Below are 16,206 nucleotides of genomic sequence, written 5' to 3' on the forward strand. Positions count from 1 at the left end.
CGGAGCCGGTTCGTAAAATAGATATTCACAGATGCGGATGCTTCACTTCAGCCGATTCGACGAAGCGCTGATTCCTGGCCTGCTACAGAGCCGGGGCCAGGCCAACGCGGTGCACCGGCACCGCGCGGAGGTGACCGGGGCCGAACGGCAACGGCTGGTCGAGGTGCGGTTGCCGCGCCAGGGGCTGTTGGACCGGCGGTTGCCACCGGCCCCGCAACTGGACGTCGTCCTCGCCGAGGCCGCCCTGCTCCGGATGACGGCCACGATGGCCGACCAGCTCCGGAAGCTCCTGGCCGACGCCGAGCATTGGGGAGGTTCATCATGGCTGACGTGATCGGCGTGGTCGCCGTGCGGGACAGCAAGGACGCCGCCAGCCCTGTGCTCACCTTCACCCCGGCCGCCTGGGCCGACTTCATCCGGTCGACCGGGCGCCGCTGACCGCGTACCCGCAAAGGAGCGTGTCCCCGGCGGACCCGCCGCCGGGGACACGTCGCGTTCCGCCCACCGCGGCGGACCTGGCCCGACCGAGCCGGCATGGGCCGGGATGGCGGGATCGGCACGGGGAATGCAGAATCCCGGTGTGAAGGCGTACGTCGGAGTGACGGACGGCGACTGGTTCCGCTTCCTCGCCGAGCGTCCGGACCTGTCCGAAGTGAACTTCTGGCGCCCGGCCGGAGACCGCGCCTTCCGCGCGCTGACTCCCGGCGAACCCTTCTTCTTCAAGACCCACCACCCGCACAACAGGGTGGTCGGCGGCGGTTTCTTCAGTGGCTTCGTCCAGCTCCGCATCTCTGAGGCGTGGGAGATGTTCGGCGAGGGCAACGGCGTGCCCGGCCTGGCCGCCATGCGTCGGATCGTCGGCCGTTACCGCCTGTCGCCCATCCCCGTTGCGGAGGACCCGACGATCGGCTGCGTCCTCATCCGGGACACGGTGTTCTTCCCATACGACGAACCCTCGGCGCCACCACCCGGCTTCGCGCCGAACGTGGTGCAGGGCAAGGGCTACGACATGGCCGACAGGTCGACGGCGGCGTATTTCGAGATCCTGGTCGGCCGCCTGCTGGGAGCCGCAGTCGACATCGACACCACCGAACCGTGGCACCGGCCAGGACCGGCGTTCGGCGATCCGCGCCTGGCGCCGTACCGGCTGGGACAGCAGTCGTTCAAGGCGGTCGTGCTGAGCGCGTACGGCCGTCGCTGTGCCATCACCGGAGACCGGATCCAGCCGGTCCTGCAGGCCGCACACATCAGACCGCTACCGGCCGGCGGTGAACACCGCCTCGACAACGGTCTCCTGCTCCGGTCGGATGTGCACACCCTCTACGACCACGGGTACCTGGCGGTCGACCCGAAGCACCGGTTGCTGGTCAGTCCCCGGTTGCGGGCTGAGTTCGGCAACGGGGAGCAGTTCTACTCGCGGGCCGGGACGGAGATCTCGGTGCCGGCAGCACGGCACGACAGACCGAACCGCGAGTTCCTGGAATGGCATCTCGACGAGGTGTTCAAGGCAGCCTGAACGCGGATCGCCGGCTCTACCCGTCGGTCACCGACGGGTCGGTCGATGCCGGGTCCGTCGGCACCGGGTCCGTCCACACCCGGTCCGTCGGCACCGGGTAGCGGCGGGCGACCTCCACCATCTTCTCGCTCGCCGCCGCCAGAAGATCGATTCCGAGTACGTCGGCCAACCGGACCAGGTAACTCAGCACGTCGGCCATCTCGGCGCGTACCCGCGCACCGGCCACCGGATCGGCCATCACCTGCGCCGACTCCTCCGGAGTGAGCCACTGGAACTCGGCGAGCAGTTCACCGGCTTCCCCGGCGAGCGCCATGGCCAGGTTCTTCGGCGTGTGGAACGGGTGCCAGTCCCGTTCGTCGGCAAAGGCGCGGAGCTGGTCGGCGTACTCGGCGAGGCTGGCTGGTACGGCGCGCTCCCGGTCCACCATCTCGTCGCGTCGGACGGGCGCGGCAGCGACGCCCGGCTGGCGCGGATGCGGGCCCTGGTCCGGTCGGTTGTCCATGCCGACCGACGATAGCGGCGGGGGTCCCGGTTGACGCAGGTGTTAGGAAGGGGCCCTTCCTATACCGAAAGCGATAAGAAGGGGCCCTTCCTTACCGTCAGGCCGGGTTGACGACCCGGTCGATGACCAGTTGCGCGGCGCCCATGATGCCGACGTCGGGGCCGACGGTGACCCGCTCGATGAGCAGGGTCTGGGTGGCCAGCGGCAGGCAGCGCTCGTAGAGGGTGGCCCGCATGCTGGCCAGCAGCGGCTCGCACTCGGCGAGCCGGCCGCCGATCGCGACGACCTGTGGGTTGAAGAAGTTGACCACCACGGCCAGGATCTCCCCGATCGAGCGGCCGGCCTGCCGGGCCAGGGCGGTGGCGTGCCGGTCGCCGTCGTCGATGAGGCGCATCACCCCGGTCAGGTCGTCGACGGGTACGCCCTGCTCGCCGAGGGCCCGGACGAGTGCCGCGCCGCTGGCCACCGCCTCCAGGCAGCCGGTGTTGCCGCAGCTGCACAGGGGTGCGGGGTCGGTGGCGACGACCCGGCAGTGGCTGATGTCCCCGGCAGAGCCCTGGGCGCCCCGGTGCAACTGTCCACCGGAGATCACCCCGGCCCCGATTCCGGTACCGGCCTTGATGTAGACGGCGTGGTCCAGTTCGGAGTGCACGGCGCGGTGGGTGCCGAGGGCCATCAGGTTGGCGTCGTTGTCCACGATGACCGGCACGTCGGTGTGGTTCCGGCAGAACGTGGCGACGTCGAAGCCGTTCCAGCCGGGCATCCGGGACGGGCTGACGATCCGGCCGGTGGGGTGCTGGACCGGGCCGGGGATGCCGAGGCCGATCCCGCGCAGCGCGCTACCGGCTGTGCCGGCGTCCGCTGCGGCCAGGTCGGTCACCTCGGCGAGGAGTTCACCGAGCACCACCTCTGGACCGTCGTCGATGCGTACCGGTCGGGAGCGCACCGCGACGACCTGGCCGGCGAGGTCGAGGGTGCCGATCCGGGCGTGGTGGGCGCCGAGGTCGATCGCACCGATCACGGCGCCACCGGTGGGCACCGCGAGTTGCCGGGGCCGGCGGCCGCCTCGGGACTTGCCGGCGCCGGTCTCCTGGAGCAGCCCCTGGCTGATCAGCACCTCGACGCGCTGGGAGACGGTCGACGGGGAGAGCCCAGAGAGCCGGGCCAGGTCCGCGCGGCTGACCGCCGCTCCGCTGGCCACCAGCCGGAGCAGGTCGCGGGGGCTGCCCCGGAGGGTGTCGCGCTGCGCGTCGTCAATCGTCACGGGTGGTTCTTAGCATCCCAACTTTGTCCCGGCAAGCCGTTGACTTAATTTTTGGGCTAGCTTTAGATGGCGTCGTTGCTTCGCTGGATAGCCGACTTAGTTCGAGTATCGCAGAAAGTGAGGAGAGTGGTGGCACCGACAACGGCACCCGATCGCGTCGGCCGGACCGGGCCGTCGCGGCCCGAGCGGCCGATGGTCACCGTCCAGGGCCTGCACAAACGGTTCGGTCCACTGCACGTGCTCAAGGACATCGACCTCACCGTGGCGGCAGGTGAGGTGGTGGTGGTCGTCGGTCCCTCCGGGTCCGGCAAGTCGACGCTGTGCCGCTGCCTCAACCGGCTGGAGGTGGCCAGCGCGGGCCAGATCGAGATCGACGGGGAGCCGCTCCCCGCCGAGGGGCGTCAACTGGCCCGGCTCCGGGCCGACGTCGGCATGGTGTTCCAGTCGTTCAACCTCTTCGGGCACCGGACGATCCTGGACAACGTCACCCTCGGCCCGGTCAAGGTCCGCCGGATCGCCAGGGCCGAGGCCCGCGAACAGGCCCTGGCCCTGCTCGACCGGGTCGGCATCGCCGACAAGGCCGACCGGTACCCGGCCCAGCTCTCCGGTGGCCAGCAGCAACGGGCCGCGATCGCCCGGGCGCTGGCCATGCGGCCCAAGGTGATGCTCTTCGACGAGCCGACCTCGGCACTCGACCCGGAGATGGTCAACGAGGTGCTCGACGTGATGGTCTCGCTGGCCGCGGAGGGGATGACCATGATCGTGGTCACCCACGAGATGGGCTTCGCCCGCCGGGCCGCCGACCGGGTCGTCTTCATGGACGACGGCCGGATCGTCGAGACCGCTCCCCCGGACGAGTTCTTCGCCGCGCCCCGCACCGAGCGGGCGCGGAACTTCCTTTCCAAGATCCTCCAGCACTGAACCACGCTCCTCCAGCACTGAACCAAGCTCCTCCAGCACTGAAACGCAGTACCCGAGAACCTCCGCACGACCCCGAGATCGTTCAGCTTCGACCCCCGACGGAGGGTGGCATGTCAATCCTGCACAACAACCTGACCCGGCGGCGCTCGCTGGCGCTGGCCGCCGGTGCGCTGGCCGTCGCGCTCGGCGCGACCGCCTGCGGCGGCGACAGCACGTCCGCGCCCGCCCTGCCCGGCAAGCCGGCCGCTGGCGGCGACTCGGTCCAGGCGGTCATCGACGCGGCGCCGGTCGCCACGGACGCGGAGATCCCGGCCGGCTCGACGATGGAGGCGATCCGCAAGCGCGGTGAGCTGATCATCGGTGGCTCGCTGGACGCCCCGCTGCTCGCCCAGCAGAACCCGGTCAGCGGCCAGATCGAGGGCTTCGACGCCGACCTGGCCAAGCTGCTGGCCAAGTACATCATCGGCAAGCCCGAGGTGAAGACGGTGACCATCGGCACCCAGACCCGGGAGGCGATACTCCAGGCCAAGTCGGTGGACGCGGTGTTCCAGACCTACACGATCACCCCGCAGCGGGCCACCCAGGTCGCCTTCGCCGGCCCGTACCTCACCTCCGGCCTGGCGGTCGCGGTCCGCAAGGACGAGACCTCGATCAAGAGCGCCAAGGACCTGAACGGCAAGACGGTCATCGTCGGCGCGAACACCCCTGCGGTCACCGCGCTGCCGCAGGTCGCCCCCGACGCCAAGCAGGTCGCCTTCGCCACCGACCCGCAGGCCATCCAGGCCCTGTTGCAGAACCGCGGTGACGCGTACGTGCAGGACCTCACGCTGCTCGCCTCGGGCGCCAAGTCCAACCCGGGGATGAAGGTGGTCGGCGAGCCGTTCACCAGCGAGCCCTACGGGATCGGGATCAACCGCGAGGACGCCCAGTTCAAGGAGTTCGTCAACAACTGGCTCAAGAAGATCCAGGCCGACGGCACCTGGGCCAAGGTGTGGAAGGCCACCCTCGGCTCGGTCGTGGAGGGCGACGCCCCCACCCCGCCGGTGATCGGCTCCGTCGAAGGCTCCTGAGGATCTGTACGCACCGATGGACGCCCTCACCGCACACCTGAGCGTACTCGGCCACGGGCTGGTCACGACGGTCCAGTTGACCGTCGTGACCACCATCGGCGCGATGCTGCTGGGCATCGTCGTGGCGACCCTGCGGATCAGTCCGGTCCCGCTGCTGCGCACCATCGGCACCCTCTACGTCGAGGTGCTGCAGAACCTGCCACTGCTCGCCCTGCTGGTGCTCTTCGTCTTCGCACTGCCACAGATCGGCATCCAGTTCCCACTCTTCACCTCGGCCGCCATCGTGATCGCCGCCTACCAGGGGGCGTACCTGGCCGAGGCGATCCGGGCCGGGATCAACACCGTCGGCAAGGGGCAGGCCGAGGCGGCGCGCGCCATCGGACTCACCTTCAGCCAGTCCCTGCGGTACGTCATCCTGCCGCAGGGACTGCGCGCGGTGATCCAGCCGATCGGCAACATCTGTATCGCGCTGCTGATGAACACCTCGCTGGCCGCCGCCGTCGGGGTGGTCGAACTCACCCAGGCCGCCAACAACGTGAACCTCGTCGAGGCCCAGCCGATCCTCATCTTCACCGGCGCCGGCCTCGCCTACATGCTGCTGGCACTGATCATCGGCCAGTTCACCGGCCTGCTGGAACGAAGGCTGGCGATCGTCCGATGAACCAGACCCAACAGATCCTCTTCGACGAACCGGGCCCCCGGGCCCGGCGCCGCATCCGGATCGCCACCGTGATCGGTGCGGTCGCCCTGGTCGGCGCGCTGATCGCGGCGGTGCAGCAGTTCGCCAGCCACGGCGAGCTGGCCTGGTCCCGCTGGGAGCCCTTCACCACCTGGCCGATCTGGCGGTACCTGCTCAACGGCCTCTGGGCCACCCTGAAGGCCGCCGCCGCGACCGCCGTACTCAGCGGCGCGTTCGGGCTGCTGCTGGCGCTCGGCCGACTCTCCCCCAACCGGCCGCTTCGCTGGCTGGCCGGCGCCTACGTGGAGATCTTCCGGACCGTACCGGCCCTGCTGCTGATCTACGTGACGCTCTTCGCGCTGCCCGCGTACGGGCTGAACTTCCCGCTGTTCTGGAAACTCGTGGTACCGCTGGTGGTCTCCAACGCGGCCGCCTTCGCGGAGATCTTCCGGGCCGGCATCCAGGCCCTCGACCGGGGACAGACCGAGGCGGGGCTCGCGGTCGGGCTGCGCCGGAGTCAGGTGATGCGGCTGGTGGTACTGCCGCAGGCCCTTCTTCAGCTCGCCCCGTCCCTGGTCAGCCAGCTCGTCGGGCTGCTCAAGGACACCTCGCTGGGCTTCGTGGTCAGCTACACCGAACTGCTCTACAGCGGCCAGGTGCTCTCCACGTACACCCAGTTGCTGATCCAGACCTTCCTGGTGGTGTCGCTGATCTACCTGGCGGTCAACGCCTCGCTGTCGAAGTTCGCCCGGGTACTCCAGGCCCGCAACGGCCGGCTCACCGGCCGGGGCCGGGTCGCCGCCGGCCCGGACGCGCCCACCCCGGCGACGTCCGCCCCGTCGACATCTGCCACGTCGACGTCCACCGCATCGTCGCCCGACCCCACGTCGCCATCCACATCGCCCGACCCCACGTCGCCATCTTCGACCGAAGGGAGCACCGCCCGGTGACCGCTTCCCGCTACGCCGAACTCGCCCGGGTCACCCGGGGCGGTTTCATCGAGAGCCGGCACCTCGGCAGCGTGGTCGTCCTCGACCCGACCGGGGCGGTCCGGCTCGCCGCCGGGGTACCCGATGAGCCGGTACTGCTGCGCTCCACCCTCAAGCCGGTCCAGGCGCTCGCCTGCCTGGCCGCCGCCTCCGCCGACGGCGATCCGGCCGGTACCGGTGCGGCGAGCCTGTCCGACGCACTGCGGTACGGGCCGGCGCTGGCCATCGCGGCCGGCAGCCACACCGGCGACGACCGGCACGTCGACCTGGTACGCGAACTGCTGGCCACCGCCTCGCTCACCGACGAGGCGCTGGGCTGCCCGGTGGACTGGCCGGAGGACGAGCCGACCCGGGAGCGGCTGATCCGGGCCGGTGCGCAGCGGGAACGGGTCCGGATGAACTGCTCCGGCAAGCACGCGGCGATGCTGGTCGCCTGCGTCGCCCGGTCCTGGCCCACACAGGGCTACCTCGACCCGGCGCACCCGTTGCAGCAACACATCGCCGACACCGTCACCCGGCTGGCCGGTACGCCGGTCGGCCCGGTCACCGTCGACGGCTGCGGCGCCCCGCTGCTCGGGCTGCCACTGACCGGGCTGGCCCGTACCTTCCAGGCCCTGGTGCTGGCCCCGCAGGGCAGCCCTGAGGCGCAGGTGGCCGACGCGATGCGCGCCCACCCGGAGTACGTCGGCGGCTGGCACGGACACCCCAACACCGACCTGATGCGGGCCCGGCCCGGCGTGCTCGCCAAGGGCGGCGCCGAAGGCGTACTCGGGGTGGCGACCCCGGACGGCCACGCGGTCGCGGTGAAGGTCATCGACGGCAGCCCCCGGGCCACCACGGTGATCGCCCTGGCCGCGCTCGACGCGGCCGGCGTGCCCGTCGACGGCGCCGACACGCTACGGCAGGTACCGGTGCTGGGCGGCGGAGAGCCGATCGGTGTCGTCACCGCCGCCATCGACTGGACCACACCCCGATCGACCCAGAGGACAGACTGATGACCACATTCGAGATCTGCATCGACAGCGTGGAGGGCGCGGTCGCCGCCGAGGAGGCCGGCGCCGACCGCGTGGAACTCTGCTCCGCGCTCTTCGAAGGCGGGTTGACGCCCAGCATCGGCACCATCGAGACGGCGCTGCGTACCGTCACCCGGATCCGGGTGCACGTCATCGTCCGGCCCCGCGCCGGTGACTTCATCTACTCGCCCGCCGAGATCGACGCCATGGTGCGGGACGTCACGGCGGCCGTGGCAGCCGGCGCGCACGGCGTGGTGATCGGCGCGTTGACCGCCGCGGGCGACATCGACGTACCGACCACCCGGCGGCTCATCGAGGCGGCCGGCGGGGCGAGCATCACCTTCCACCGGGCGTTCGACATGGTGCGCGACCCGTTCGCCGCGCTGGAGCAGCTCATCGAACTGGGCGTGGACCGGGTCCTCACCTCCGGACAGGAGGTGAGCGTGCTGGAGGGGGCGCCCCTGATCGCCGAACTGGTCCGGCGCGCCGACCGCCGGATCATCGTCATGCCGGGCGGTGGCATCACCCCGCGCAACATCGCGCGGATCATCGAGGCGACCAACGCCGAGGAGTACCACTTCGCCGCGCTGGTGAAGTCAAACAGCCCGGCCGTACACCGCAACCCGGCCCCGCTGATGGGCGGGGTGCTGCACCGCCCCGAGTACGAACGCTCCGGCACCTCGGCGGCCCTGGTCGGTCAGGTCCTCGCCGCCGCCCAGATGTAAGGAAGGGCCCCCGCTTAACGTTTCCGGTAGAGGAAGGGCCCCTTATTAACAGGGCCGGCGCGCCCTCCGGCGGACGTCGCCAGCCCCGGCCGGCCGACGACCGGTCGGGACCGGTCCACCTGGCGCGGCGGACCTTGTCCGCGTCAGGTGGACCGGTGTTAAGAAGGGGCCCTTCCTTACACCTCATTCGGCGCGGAGGTAGTCCAGGTCATTGGTACCCGGGCTGACCCAGATCAGGATGCCCCGGCGTCGGCCAGCACCGCTGGATCCCGCTCCCGAGATCGAGGAACGTTGACTGAACCGGGTAAGTGCAGCCACGGCACGGTTGACCCCAGGCAGTGTCAATGGCGGGTTGACGCTGACGCCATCCCGTCATCACCTGTCGCCCCGCACGCGTATAGCGCGGGGTAGACCGCTCTCTGACGCAGAAGTCCGCGTCAACGCCTCACCCGGTCGGGTCGCGGCGGCACTACGGCGCGTACGCTTAACCGCACAAGCGTGCTGCCTGATCGGGGTTCACACCCTGACAGGGCGTCCCGGCGCCCGGGACAGTGCCGGGTAGCGTGTGCGCCGTCGCCGACAACTCCGGACGACGGCAGGTGGAACGCCCGCCAGGGCCGAGCAGGATGAGGAGCGCCGGTGAAACGGCCGACGATCGCCGACGTGGCCCGGCGGGCCGGAGTGTCCAAGGGGGCGGTCTCGTACGCCCTCAACGGTCAGCCGGGGGTCTCCGAGGCCACCCGACAGCGCATCCTGGCCATCGCCGCCGAGATCGGGTTCAGCCCGAGCAGCGCGGCCCGCGCGCTCTCCGGCGCCACCGCCAAGGCGGTCGGCCTGGCACTCTGCCGCCCGGCCCGGATACTCGGCATCGAGCCGTTCTTCATGGAGCTGATCAGCGGGGTGGAGGGGGAACTCGCCGCCCGGTCGTACGCGTTGACCCTCCAGGTGGTCGCCGACCAGGACGCCGAGATCGCGGTCTACCGGCGCTGGTGGGGAGAACGCCGGGTGGACGGCGTCTTCATCTGCGACCTCCGGATCGACGACCGCCGGATCCCGGTCCTCGAGGAGTTGCAACTGCCGGCCGTGGTGATCGGCGGCCCGGGCCACACCGGCAACCTGCCCAGCATCTGGTCGGACGACGCGGCCGCGCTGGTGGAGACGGTGGAGTACCTGGTGGCGCTCGGGCACCGCCGGGTCGCCCGGGTGGGCGGGCTACCGGGGCTGTTGCACACCGAGATCCGTACCCGGGCCTTCGCCGAGGTCTGCGACCGGCTCGGGCTGCCCGGGGCGATCACCGTGCCGTCCGACTACACCGGCGAGGAGGGCGCCCGGGCCACCCGCCGGCTGCTCAGTTCGGCACAGCGGCCGACCGCGGTGATCTACGACAACGACGTGATGGCGATCGCCGGCCTCTCGGTGGCCCAGGAGATGGGACTCGCCATACCGGCTGACCTGTCCATTGTGGCCTGGGACGACTCACCGCTCTGCCAGTTGGTGCACCCACCGCTGACCGCGCTGGGCCGGGACATCCCGGCCTACGGTGCACATGCCGCCCGCCACCTGCTGTCCGCCATCACCGGCGAGAAGATGAGCGCCTTCCAGGCCGAGACCGCACACCTCACGCCGCGTGGCAGCACGGCGCCGCCCCGGATCAGGTAAGCCGGTCAAGCGATCAGCGTCGAGGCGCTGGCCGGTCTACCCTCGGCTGATCGGGCTGCCCACACCGCCGCCGGCAGCTCATCAGGTGGGCGGGTGCCTGCCCACTTCCTGATCGGGGCCGCGCCTTGATCCACTCGGTTCTCAGGAAGTCGGGGCTATCGGGCCGGGAGGACACCGCGACTTTCAGGAAAACGAGCGGATCACGGGGTGGCCGCAGCCGTGGCCGACCAACGGGCCAACGGGCCAACGGACCAACGGGCCAACGGGCCAACGGGCCAACGGGCCAACGGGCCAACGGGCCAACGGGCCAACGGGCCGCAGCATCGGCCAACCTGTCTGCGCTAGCGCAGACGGAGCAGCTCGACAGGCTGACCGTCCACCAGGGCCAGACCTCAATCAGCGCGGCGCCGACGGGAAGTCCTCAAGGTACGCCTCGACCCGCTCGGCGATGGCCGGCCGGGAGATCGCGAAGCCCTGCCCGAACCGGCAACCCGCCCGGTCGGCCTGGTCGACCTGGTCCGGCGACTCCAGCCCTTCGGCGACGATCTCCACCCCGAGCCGCCGACCGAGACCCACCACCACGTCGATCAGCCGACCGCCGTCACCCGATGTTTCCCTGAGCAGCCGGGGGTCGACCTTGAGCAGATCCAGCGGCAGCCGCCGGAGTTGGGCGAGGGATGTCTGCGCGCCACCGAAGTCGTCCAACGCGATCCGTACCCCGAGGGCTCGCAGGCCGGCGAGCGGGCCGGCCAGCGGGGAGACATCCGCCCCCAACCGGGGCTCGGACACCTCCAGCACCAGCCGGTCTGCGGCCAGGCCGAGCTCGGCGAGGATGCCCGACGCGCGGTGGGTGAAGTCGGGCGCGGCCAGTTCCCGGGGCGAGACGTTGACCGACATCCACAGCTCCCGGCTGTGCTCCGACCAGACGGTGAGCTGACGGCAGGCCCGGTGCAGCACCCACTGCCCCACCTCCTCCATCAGCCCGAGATCCTCGGCCACCGGCAGCAGTTCCGCCGGTAGCACGGTGCCGAGCACCGGGCTGCGCCAGCGCAGCAGCGCCTCGGTGCCGACCGGGAACCGATCGGCCAGCCCCAGCACGGGCTGGAAGACCAGGTCGAACTCACCTCGGGCCGCCGCGCCGGGTAGCTCCCGTTCGAGGTCGAGCCGCCGTACCAGCTGCTCCTCCAGACCCGCGTCGTACCACTCGACCCGGTTGCGCCCGAGCTGCCGGGCCCGGCGGCGGGCCAGGTCGGCCTGACGGAGCACGTCATCGACGTCGGTGCCGCCAGAGAACTCGGCCAACCCCATGCTGACCTGGAGCCGGGCCGCACCGCCGGGCAGCGGAAAGGGCTCGGTGAGCACGCCGAGCAGCCGGGTACCGAGGGCGTACGCGAGCACCGGCCCCTGCACCGCGGCCACCGCGAACTCGTCACCGGCCAACCGGGCCACCACGTCGTCCGGTCCGGCGGCGGTCCGTAGCCGGCGCCCCGCCTCGGCCAGTACCTCGTCACCGGCCGTCCGCCCGTGGTCGTCGTTGACCCCGGCCATGCCGTGCAGATCGATCACCAGCAGCGCACCCCGACCCCGGGCCACCCGCCGGACCGCGATCGCCCGCATCAGTTCCCGGCGGTTGGCCAGCCCGGTGAGCTGGTCGGTGACGGCGAGCTGCTGCACGGTCCGCTCCAGCCGGCGGCGCTCGGAGACGTCCCGAACGTGGATCACCAGCGCCCCGACCTCGGGCACGCTGCGCTGGTCGGTCACGGTGGACTCGGTGTCCCGCCAGGTACCCCGCCCGTCCCGGAGCCGGGCGGCGACCAGCGGGGGCCGCTGCCCGGCAAGCACCGCACCGAGTACCCCGACCACCCGGGACGCGTCGTCCGGGTGCATCAGCTCTCCGAACGGCCGGCCGAGCACCTCGGCGTCGGTCAGCCCGAACAGCCGGGCCGCACCCGGTGACTGCCAACGGACCAACAGGTCCTCCCCCACCACCAGGGTCAGGTCGTTCGCGCCGGACACCAGTGACCGGAAGTACGCCTCCTGGGTGGCGAGTCGGCGCGCGTACCGGCGGATGTCCCGGGCGGCGAGCACCTCGCGGAGGACCAGCGGCGGGATCACCGCCAGCCCGAGCAGCGCCGCTCCGGTGTCGAAACGCCCCACCACCAGCAGGTGGTACACCGCGGCGAGGGTGGCCACCACGGCCGGCACGGTCAGCAACGGGTACGCTGGCGCCGGCCGCTCGACCAGGCCCGACCGGACCGCCCGGGAGGCCACCTCCGCGCCGGCCGCGGTGAGCAGCGGCCCGACAACCAGCGGCGGCAGCAGCACCAGCAGGACGACACCGGACCGGTCGTAGTCGACCAGCACGGCGAGCACGGTGAGCCCGAACAGGGTCGCCGCCGCGCCGAGGCCGCAGAGCGCGGCACCCCGCCGTGGCCCCCAGTTCGCCAGGGCGGTCACCGTGGCCACCGCCAGCGCGGCGGCACCGAGCAGGGCGGCAGCCCGGGCCGAGGGCGGCACCGGCCCGACGGGGAGGGCCACCCAGCCGGCGAAGGCCAGGCTGACCCCGAGACTCGTCGCGTCCACGACCTGACGCAGCCGGGCCGGGCCCGGCGGGGCCGCACCGGGTAGCAGCAGCAGGCCGCCGAGATGGAGTCCGGTGGCCAGCAGCAGACCCGCGAGGGCCGGGGCGGGCCGGTCGGCCGGTGGCACCAGCGGAAGCACGGCGACGCTCAGCCCGGTGGTGAAGACCGCCAGGTCGAGCAGGTTGGCCGCCCGCCCGAAGGCTCGGGCGTCCAACCGCTCGGCGCTGCGACTGGTGCCGCCGCCCCGACCGGCGGCCCGGCACCGGGAGGCCAGCACCAGCCGGGTGGCAGCGACCGCTGCGGAGACCCCGACCGCGAGCGCGAGAGCGGCCACCGGGGGCAGGATCCCGGAGACCCCGGCCAGCAGCAGGCCGAGTCCGGTCGCGCCGACAGCGAGGTCGACGGGGGCGGGACGTCGGCGGGCGGGATCGCGGGCGGGGTGCGCGACGGACACGGCGGTTCGCCTTCGTGAGGGGGCACTGGGGCGGTGGTCGGGTGTCCCGGATGAGGGGCCGGTGACGCCTATCCCGGAAACGACCGGCCACCCCTTCGGTTACGCCCCGATCGATGATCACACAGTGATCTGGATCACTTGCAGGCCGTCACGGACAAGGCTCGCACACCGGCTCGGACGACGCCCGCCGCCCACCGCCCGTCCACCGCCCCTGGGGTGCGAAAATCTGCGGATGAGTCCCGCCGACACCGTCCACTTCCGGCACAACCAGGCGATCCTGGTCGCCGCGGTGATCGCCTTCATCGGCGCCCTGCCGCTGGCCTCCGCCCGCTGGTACCTCGCACCGGTACTGCTCGTCCCCCTCGCGGTCGGCGTCTGGGCCTGGCGGGCCGGCACCGACGCCGACCGCAGTGGGCTGCGCCTGCGGGCGCTCACCGGGCAACGCCGCATCGCCTGGCCGCAGATCGTCGAGCTGGCCGGGGACGACCGGGGCCGGGCCGTGGCCCGGCTCGACGACGGTCAGGTCGCCGTCCTGCCCGCGGTACGCACCACCGACCTGCCCCGGCTGGTCGCCGCGAGCGGCCGACCGCTGTCCGGCACCGACCGGTAAGCGCCGGACGGTGAGCGCCGGACGGTAGCCCCGTCAGTAGCCGTCGATCACCTGGTTGACCAGCGGCTCACCGGCCAGGAACCGGCGCAACTGGGCGCCGACCAGCCGGTAGGCGCGGGGCAGCAGCCCACGTACCGAGGCGGCGACGTGCGGGGTGATCAACACATTCGGCATCGCCCAGAGCGGATGGTCGGCCGGCAACGGTTCGGGGTCGGTGACGTCCATCGCCGCACAGATCCGCCCGCCGGCCAGCGCCTCGGTCAGCTCCGGCATCCGGGCCACCGGCCCGCGCGCCGCGTTCACCAGCAACGCGCCGTCCGGCATGGCGGCCAGGAACCGGGCGTCGATCAGCCCCCGGGTCGCGTCGGTCAGCGGAACCAGCACCACCACCACATCGGCGGTCGGCAGCAGCTCCAGCAGCTTCTCCACCGGCCGGACCCCCTGCTCCGGCCGGGCGGTGCGGGCCACCAGGGTCACGGTCACCTCGAACGGGGCGAGCCGGGCCGCCACCGCCGCGCCGATCGACCCGGCACCCACGATGAGCACCCGCTTGCCGGCCAGTTCGTCGGTCGGGGTGAACCCGTCGTACGCCCACTCGCCGCGGGACTGGGCCCGGGCGAACGCCGGAAAGGCCCGCAGATGGGCCAGGATCGCGGTGAGCACCCACTCGGCGGTCGCCGAGTCGTGCACCCCCCGGGCGTCACAGAGCACCACCCGGTCGGGCAGCCGGCCGATCCAGGCGTCCGCCCCGGCGGAGAGGAGCTGCACCACCCGCAGGTCCGGCATCTCGCCCGCGAGACGCGCGGTGGTCCCCTTGGACAGGAACGGCGGTACCCAGAACGCCACCCCCGCCGAATCCGACGGGATCCGGTCCAGGGCCTCGGCGACCTGCACGGTCAACCCGGTCGGCAACTCGCCGAGCAGCGCCCGGCCCCGCTCGTGCGGAATCCACACCTTCACGGATGTCGACGATATCGGTCGGTGGGGCGTACCCGACTAGGCTGGGTGGGATGAACGTGCGTCCCCGGTACCCCCGGACCACCCGCCACCGCGCGGTGGCCGTGCTCTGCGCGGCGGCCCTGCTCGGCACCGCCGGATGCAGCTTCGGTCCCCCGGAGCCGGACCCGGCCGGTCAGCCGCCCAACCTGCCGACCCCGTCGGCGTCGGCCAGCGGTGGCGGCGGCCAGCAGGTCGCCGCGACGGTGCTGGCCAAGGGGCTACGGGTGCCCTGGGGGCTGGCGTTCCTGCCGGACGGGGGCGCCCTGGTCACCGAGCGGGACAGCGCGAAGATCCTGCAGGTCGGCCCGGAGTCGGACACCTCCGGGCTCAAGGTCACCACCGTGCAGACCCTCGACGAGGTCGACGCCGCAGGCGAGGGCGGGCTGCTCGGCATCGCGGTCTCCCCCACCTACGACAAGGACAGGTCGGTCTTCGTCTACTACTCCACGGAGCAGGACAACCGCATCGCCCGGTTGACCCTCGGCGGCGAGCCGACCCCGATCGTCACCGGCATCCCACGCTCCGGCATCCACAACGGCGGCCGGCTCGGCTTCGGCCCGGACGGGTTCCTCTACGCGAGCACGGGTGACGCCTCGGACCGGGGTCTGTCCCAGGATCCGAAGAACCTGGGTGGCAAGATCCTGCGGATCACCGCCGACGGGAATCCGGCCCCCGGAAACCCGGTCAAGGACTCCCCCGTCTGGTCGCTGGGCCACCGCAACGTCCAGGGCTTCGCCTGGGACGCCGACAAGCGGATGTACGCCACCGAGTTCGGGCAGAACACCTGGGACGAGATCAACCTGATCCAGCCCGGCAAGAACTACGGCTGGCCGACGGTGGAGGGACAGGCCGGCGGCAACAACGACCGGTTCACCGATCCGATCGTGCAGTGGAAGACCTCCGACGCGTCCTGCTCAGGGGCGGCGATGGTCGAACGGGTACTGGTCACCGCCTGCCTGCGTGGCCAACGGCTCTGGCTCGTCGAGCTGACCGCCAACGGCGGGGTACTCGGCCAGCCCAGTGCCCTGCTCAACGGTCAGTACGGTCGGCTGCGTACCGTCGTCGCCGCGCCGGACGGCTCGGTCTGGCTGACCACCTCCAACCACGACGGGCGGGGCAACGCGAAGCCGGAGGACGACCGCATCCTGCGGCTGGTCTTCTCCGGCGGTGGTGCCGGCCGGAGCTGAGCGCACGACGCGCGTTTCCGGCAGGTTTACCAAGAT

The 16,206-nt window shown here is 71.8% G+C and carries 16 protein-coding genes; 12 read left to right on the forward strand and 4 right to left on the reverse strand.

Features of this window, described 5'->3' with window-relative positions:
- Window positions 1–31 precede the first annotated feature (31 nt).
- From V6U90_RS15765 to V6U90_RS15775, 3 genes are all read left to right on the forward strand, one after another.
- Window positions 32–334 (forward strand): Scr1 family TA system antitoxin-like transcriptional regulator, encoded by a 303-nt coding sequence (locus V6U90_RS15765; RefSeq protein ID WP_442933591.1) that lies wholly within the window; start codon window positions 32–34, stop codon window positions 332–334.
- Window positions 322–438: a DUF397 domain-containing protein gene (locus V6U90_RS15770; RefSeq protein WP_442933592.1), complete on the forward strand. Its 117-nt coding sequence runs from the start codon at window positions 322–324 to the stop codon at window positions 436–438. The genes V6U90_RS15765 and V6U90_RS15770 overlap by 13 nt, the downstream gene beginning before the upstream one ends.
- Before the next feature lie 142 nt (window positions 439–580).
- The gene (locus tag V6U90_RS15775) at window positions 581–1,516 is read left to right on the forward strand and encodes an HNH endonuclease (protein ID WP_334436372.1); all 936 of its coding nucleotides are present in this window, start codon (window positions 581–583) and stop codon (window positions 1,514–1,516) included.
- Window positions 1,517–1,532: 16 nt separating this feature from the next.
- On the opposite strand, the gene V6U90_RS15780 is transcribed toward V6U90_RS15775, so the two are convergent.
- A complete protein-coding gene (locus V6U90_RS15780) occupies window positions 1,533–2,018 on the reverse strand; it encodes a nucleotide pyrophosphohydrolase (RefSeq protein ID WP_442933593.1) in 486 nt (161 codons plus the stop codon).
- 97 nt (window positions 2,019–2,115) lie between these two features.
- Window positions 2,116–3,282, reverse strand: a complete 1,167-nt coding sequence (locus V6U90_RS15785; protein ID WP_334436374.1) for an ROK family transcriptional regulator — start codon at window positions 3,280–3,282, stop codon at window positions 2,116–2,118.
- Between the two features lie 192 nt (window positions 3,283–3,474).
- Here V6U90_RS15785 and V6U90_RS15790 point away from each other — a divergent pair, with 192 nt between their 5' ends.
- From V6U90_RS15790 to V6U90_RS15820, 7 genes are all read left to right on the forward strand, one after another.
- Window positions 3,475–4,203 (forward strand): amino acid ABC transporter ATP-binding protein, encoded by a 729-nt coding sequence (locus tag V6U90_RS15790; RefSeq protein ID WP_334436433.1) that lies wholly within the window; start codon window positions 3,475–3,477, stop codon window positions 4,201–4,203.
- Between the two features lie 110 nt (window positions 4,204–4,313).
- On the forward strand, window positions 4,314–5,273 hold the full coding sequence (locus V6U90_RS15795) for a glutamate ABC transporter substrate-binding protein (protein WP_334436376.1): 960 nt from the start codon (window positions 4,314–4,316) through the stop codon (window positions 5,271–5,273).
- Between the two features lie 16 nt (window positions 5,274–5,289).
- A complete protein-coding gene (locus tag V6U90_RS15800; RefSeq protein ID WP_208814537.1) occupies window positions 5,290–5,934 on the forward strand; it encodes an amino acid ABC transporter permease in 645 nt (214 codons plus the stop codon).
- Entirely contained in the window at window positions 5,931–6,902 is a 972-nt protein-coding gene (locus V6U90_RS15805; RefSeq protein WP_334436381.1) for an amino acid ABC transporter permease, read from the forward strand. The genes V6U90_RS15800 and V6U90_RS15805 overlap by 4 nt, the downstream gene beginning before the upstream one ends.
- Window positions 6,899–7,936 carry an asparaginase gene (locus V6U90_RS15810; protein WP_334436384.1) on the forward strand — a complete coding sequence of 346 codons (1,038 nt, stop codon included), beginning with the start codon at window positions 6,899–6,901 and terminating at the stop codon, window positions 7,934–7,936. Before V6U90_RS15805 ends, V6U90_RS15810 begins: the two co-directional genes overlap by 4 nt.
- Window positions 7,936–8,679, forward strand: a complete 744-nt coding sequence (locus V6U90_RS15815) for a copper homeostasis protein CutC (protein ID WP_334436386.1) — start codon at window positions 7,936–7,938, stop codon at window positions 8,677–8,679. The genes V6U90_RS15810 and V6U90_RS15815 overlap by 1 nt, the downstream gene beginning before the upstream one ends.
- Before the next feature lie 639 nt (window positions 8,680–9,318).
- Window positions 9,319–10,338, forward strand: coding sequence for a LacI family DNA-binding transcriptional regulator (locus V6U90_RS15820; protein ID WP_334436389.1), 1,020 nt, complete (start codon window positions 9,319–9,321; stop codon window positions 10,336–10,338).
- A 396-nt stretch (window positions 10,339–10,734) separates the two neighbouring features.
- Here the strand turns inward: V6U90_RS15820 and V6U90_RS15825 are convergent, their stop codons facing one another.
- The gene (locus V6U90_RS15825) at window positions 10,735–13,374 is read right to left on the reverse strand and encodes a putative bifunctional diguanylate cyclase/phosphodiesterase (RefSeq protein ID WP_334436392.1); all 2,640 of its coding nucleotides are present in this window, start codon (window positions 13,372–13,374) and stop codon (window positions 10,735–10,737) included.
- Window positions 13,375–13,606: 232 nt separating this feature from the next.
- Between V6U90_RS15825 and V6U90_RS15830 the strand changes: the two genes are divergently transcribed.
- Window positions 13,607–13,984 (forward strand): PH domain-containing protein, encoded by a 378-nt coding sequence (locus V6U90_RS15830; RefSeq protein WP_334436394.1) that lies wholly within the window; start codon window positions 13,607–13,609, stop codon window positions 13,982–13,984.
- 33 nt (window positions 13,985–14,017) lie between these two features.
- Here V6U90_RS15830 and V6U90_RS15835 read toward each other — a convergent pair whose 3' ends face one another.
- A complete protein-coding gene (locus V6U90_RS15835) occupies window positions 14,018–14,944 on the reverse strand; it encodes a 2-hydroxyacid dehydrogenase (protein WP_334436397.1) in 927 nt (308 codons plus the stop codon).
- 50 nt (window positions 14,945–14,994) lie between these two features.
- On the opposite strand from V6U90_RS15835, the gene V6U90_RS15840 reads away from it, so the two are divergent.
- Window positions 14,995–16,170: a PQQ-dependent sugar dehydrogenase gene (locus tag V6U90_RS15840; RefSeq protein WP_334436400.1), complete on the forward strand. Its 1,176-nt coding sequence runs from the start codon at window positions 14,995–14,997 to the stop codon at window positions 16,168–16,170.
- The last annotated feature ends 36 nt before the right edge of the window (window positions 16,171–16,206 follow it).

The organism is Micromonospora sp. CPCC 206060, from assembly GCF_036906895.1.
Taxonomy (GTDB): Bacteria; Actinomycetota; Actinomycetes; order Mycobacteriales; family Micromonosporaceae; genus Micromonospora.

Bases quoted from the DNA above. Each gene is read 5' to 3' on its own strand.
- V6U90_RS15830 (WP_334436394.1), top strand. From the start codon at position 13,607: ATGAGTCCCGCCGACACCGTCCACTTCCGGCACAACCAGGCGATCCTG.
- V6U90_RS15780 (WP_442933593.1), bottom strand. From the start codon at position 2,018: ATGGACAACCGACCGGACCAGGGCCCGCATCCGCGCCAGCCGGGCGTC.
- V6U90_RS15765 (WP_442933591.1), top strand. From the start codon at position 32: ATGCGGATGCTTCACTTCAGCCGATTCGACGAAGCGCTGATTCCTGGC.
- V6U90_RS15815 (WP_334436386.1), top strand. From the start codon at position 7,936: ATGACCACATTCGAGATCTGCATCGACAGCGTGGAGGGCGCGGTCGCC.
- V6U90_RS15795 (WP_334436376.1), top strand. From the start codon at position 4,314: ATGTCAATCCTGCACAACAACCTGACCCGGCGGCGCTCGCTGGCGCTG.
- V6U90_RS15805 (WP_334436381.1), top strand. From the start codon at position 5,931: ATGAACCAGACCCAACAGATCCTCTTCGACGAACCGGGCCCCCGGGCC.
- V6U90_RS15840 (WP_334436400.1), top strand. From the start codon at position 14,995: ATGAACGTGCGTCCCCGGTACCCCCGGACCACCCGCCACCGCGCGGTG.
- V6U90_RS15770 (WP_442933592.1), top strand. From the start codon at position 322: ATGGCTGACGTGATCGGCGTGGTCGCCGTGCGGGACAGCAAGGACGCC.
- V6U90_RS15790 (WP_334436433.1), top strand. From the start codon at position 3,475: ATGGTCACCGTCCAGGGCCTGCACAAACGGTTCGGTCCACTGCACGTG.
- V6U90_RS15800 (WP_208814537.1), top strand. From the start codon at position 5,290: ATGGACGCCCTCACCGCACACCTGAGCGTACTCGGCCACGGGCTGGTC.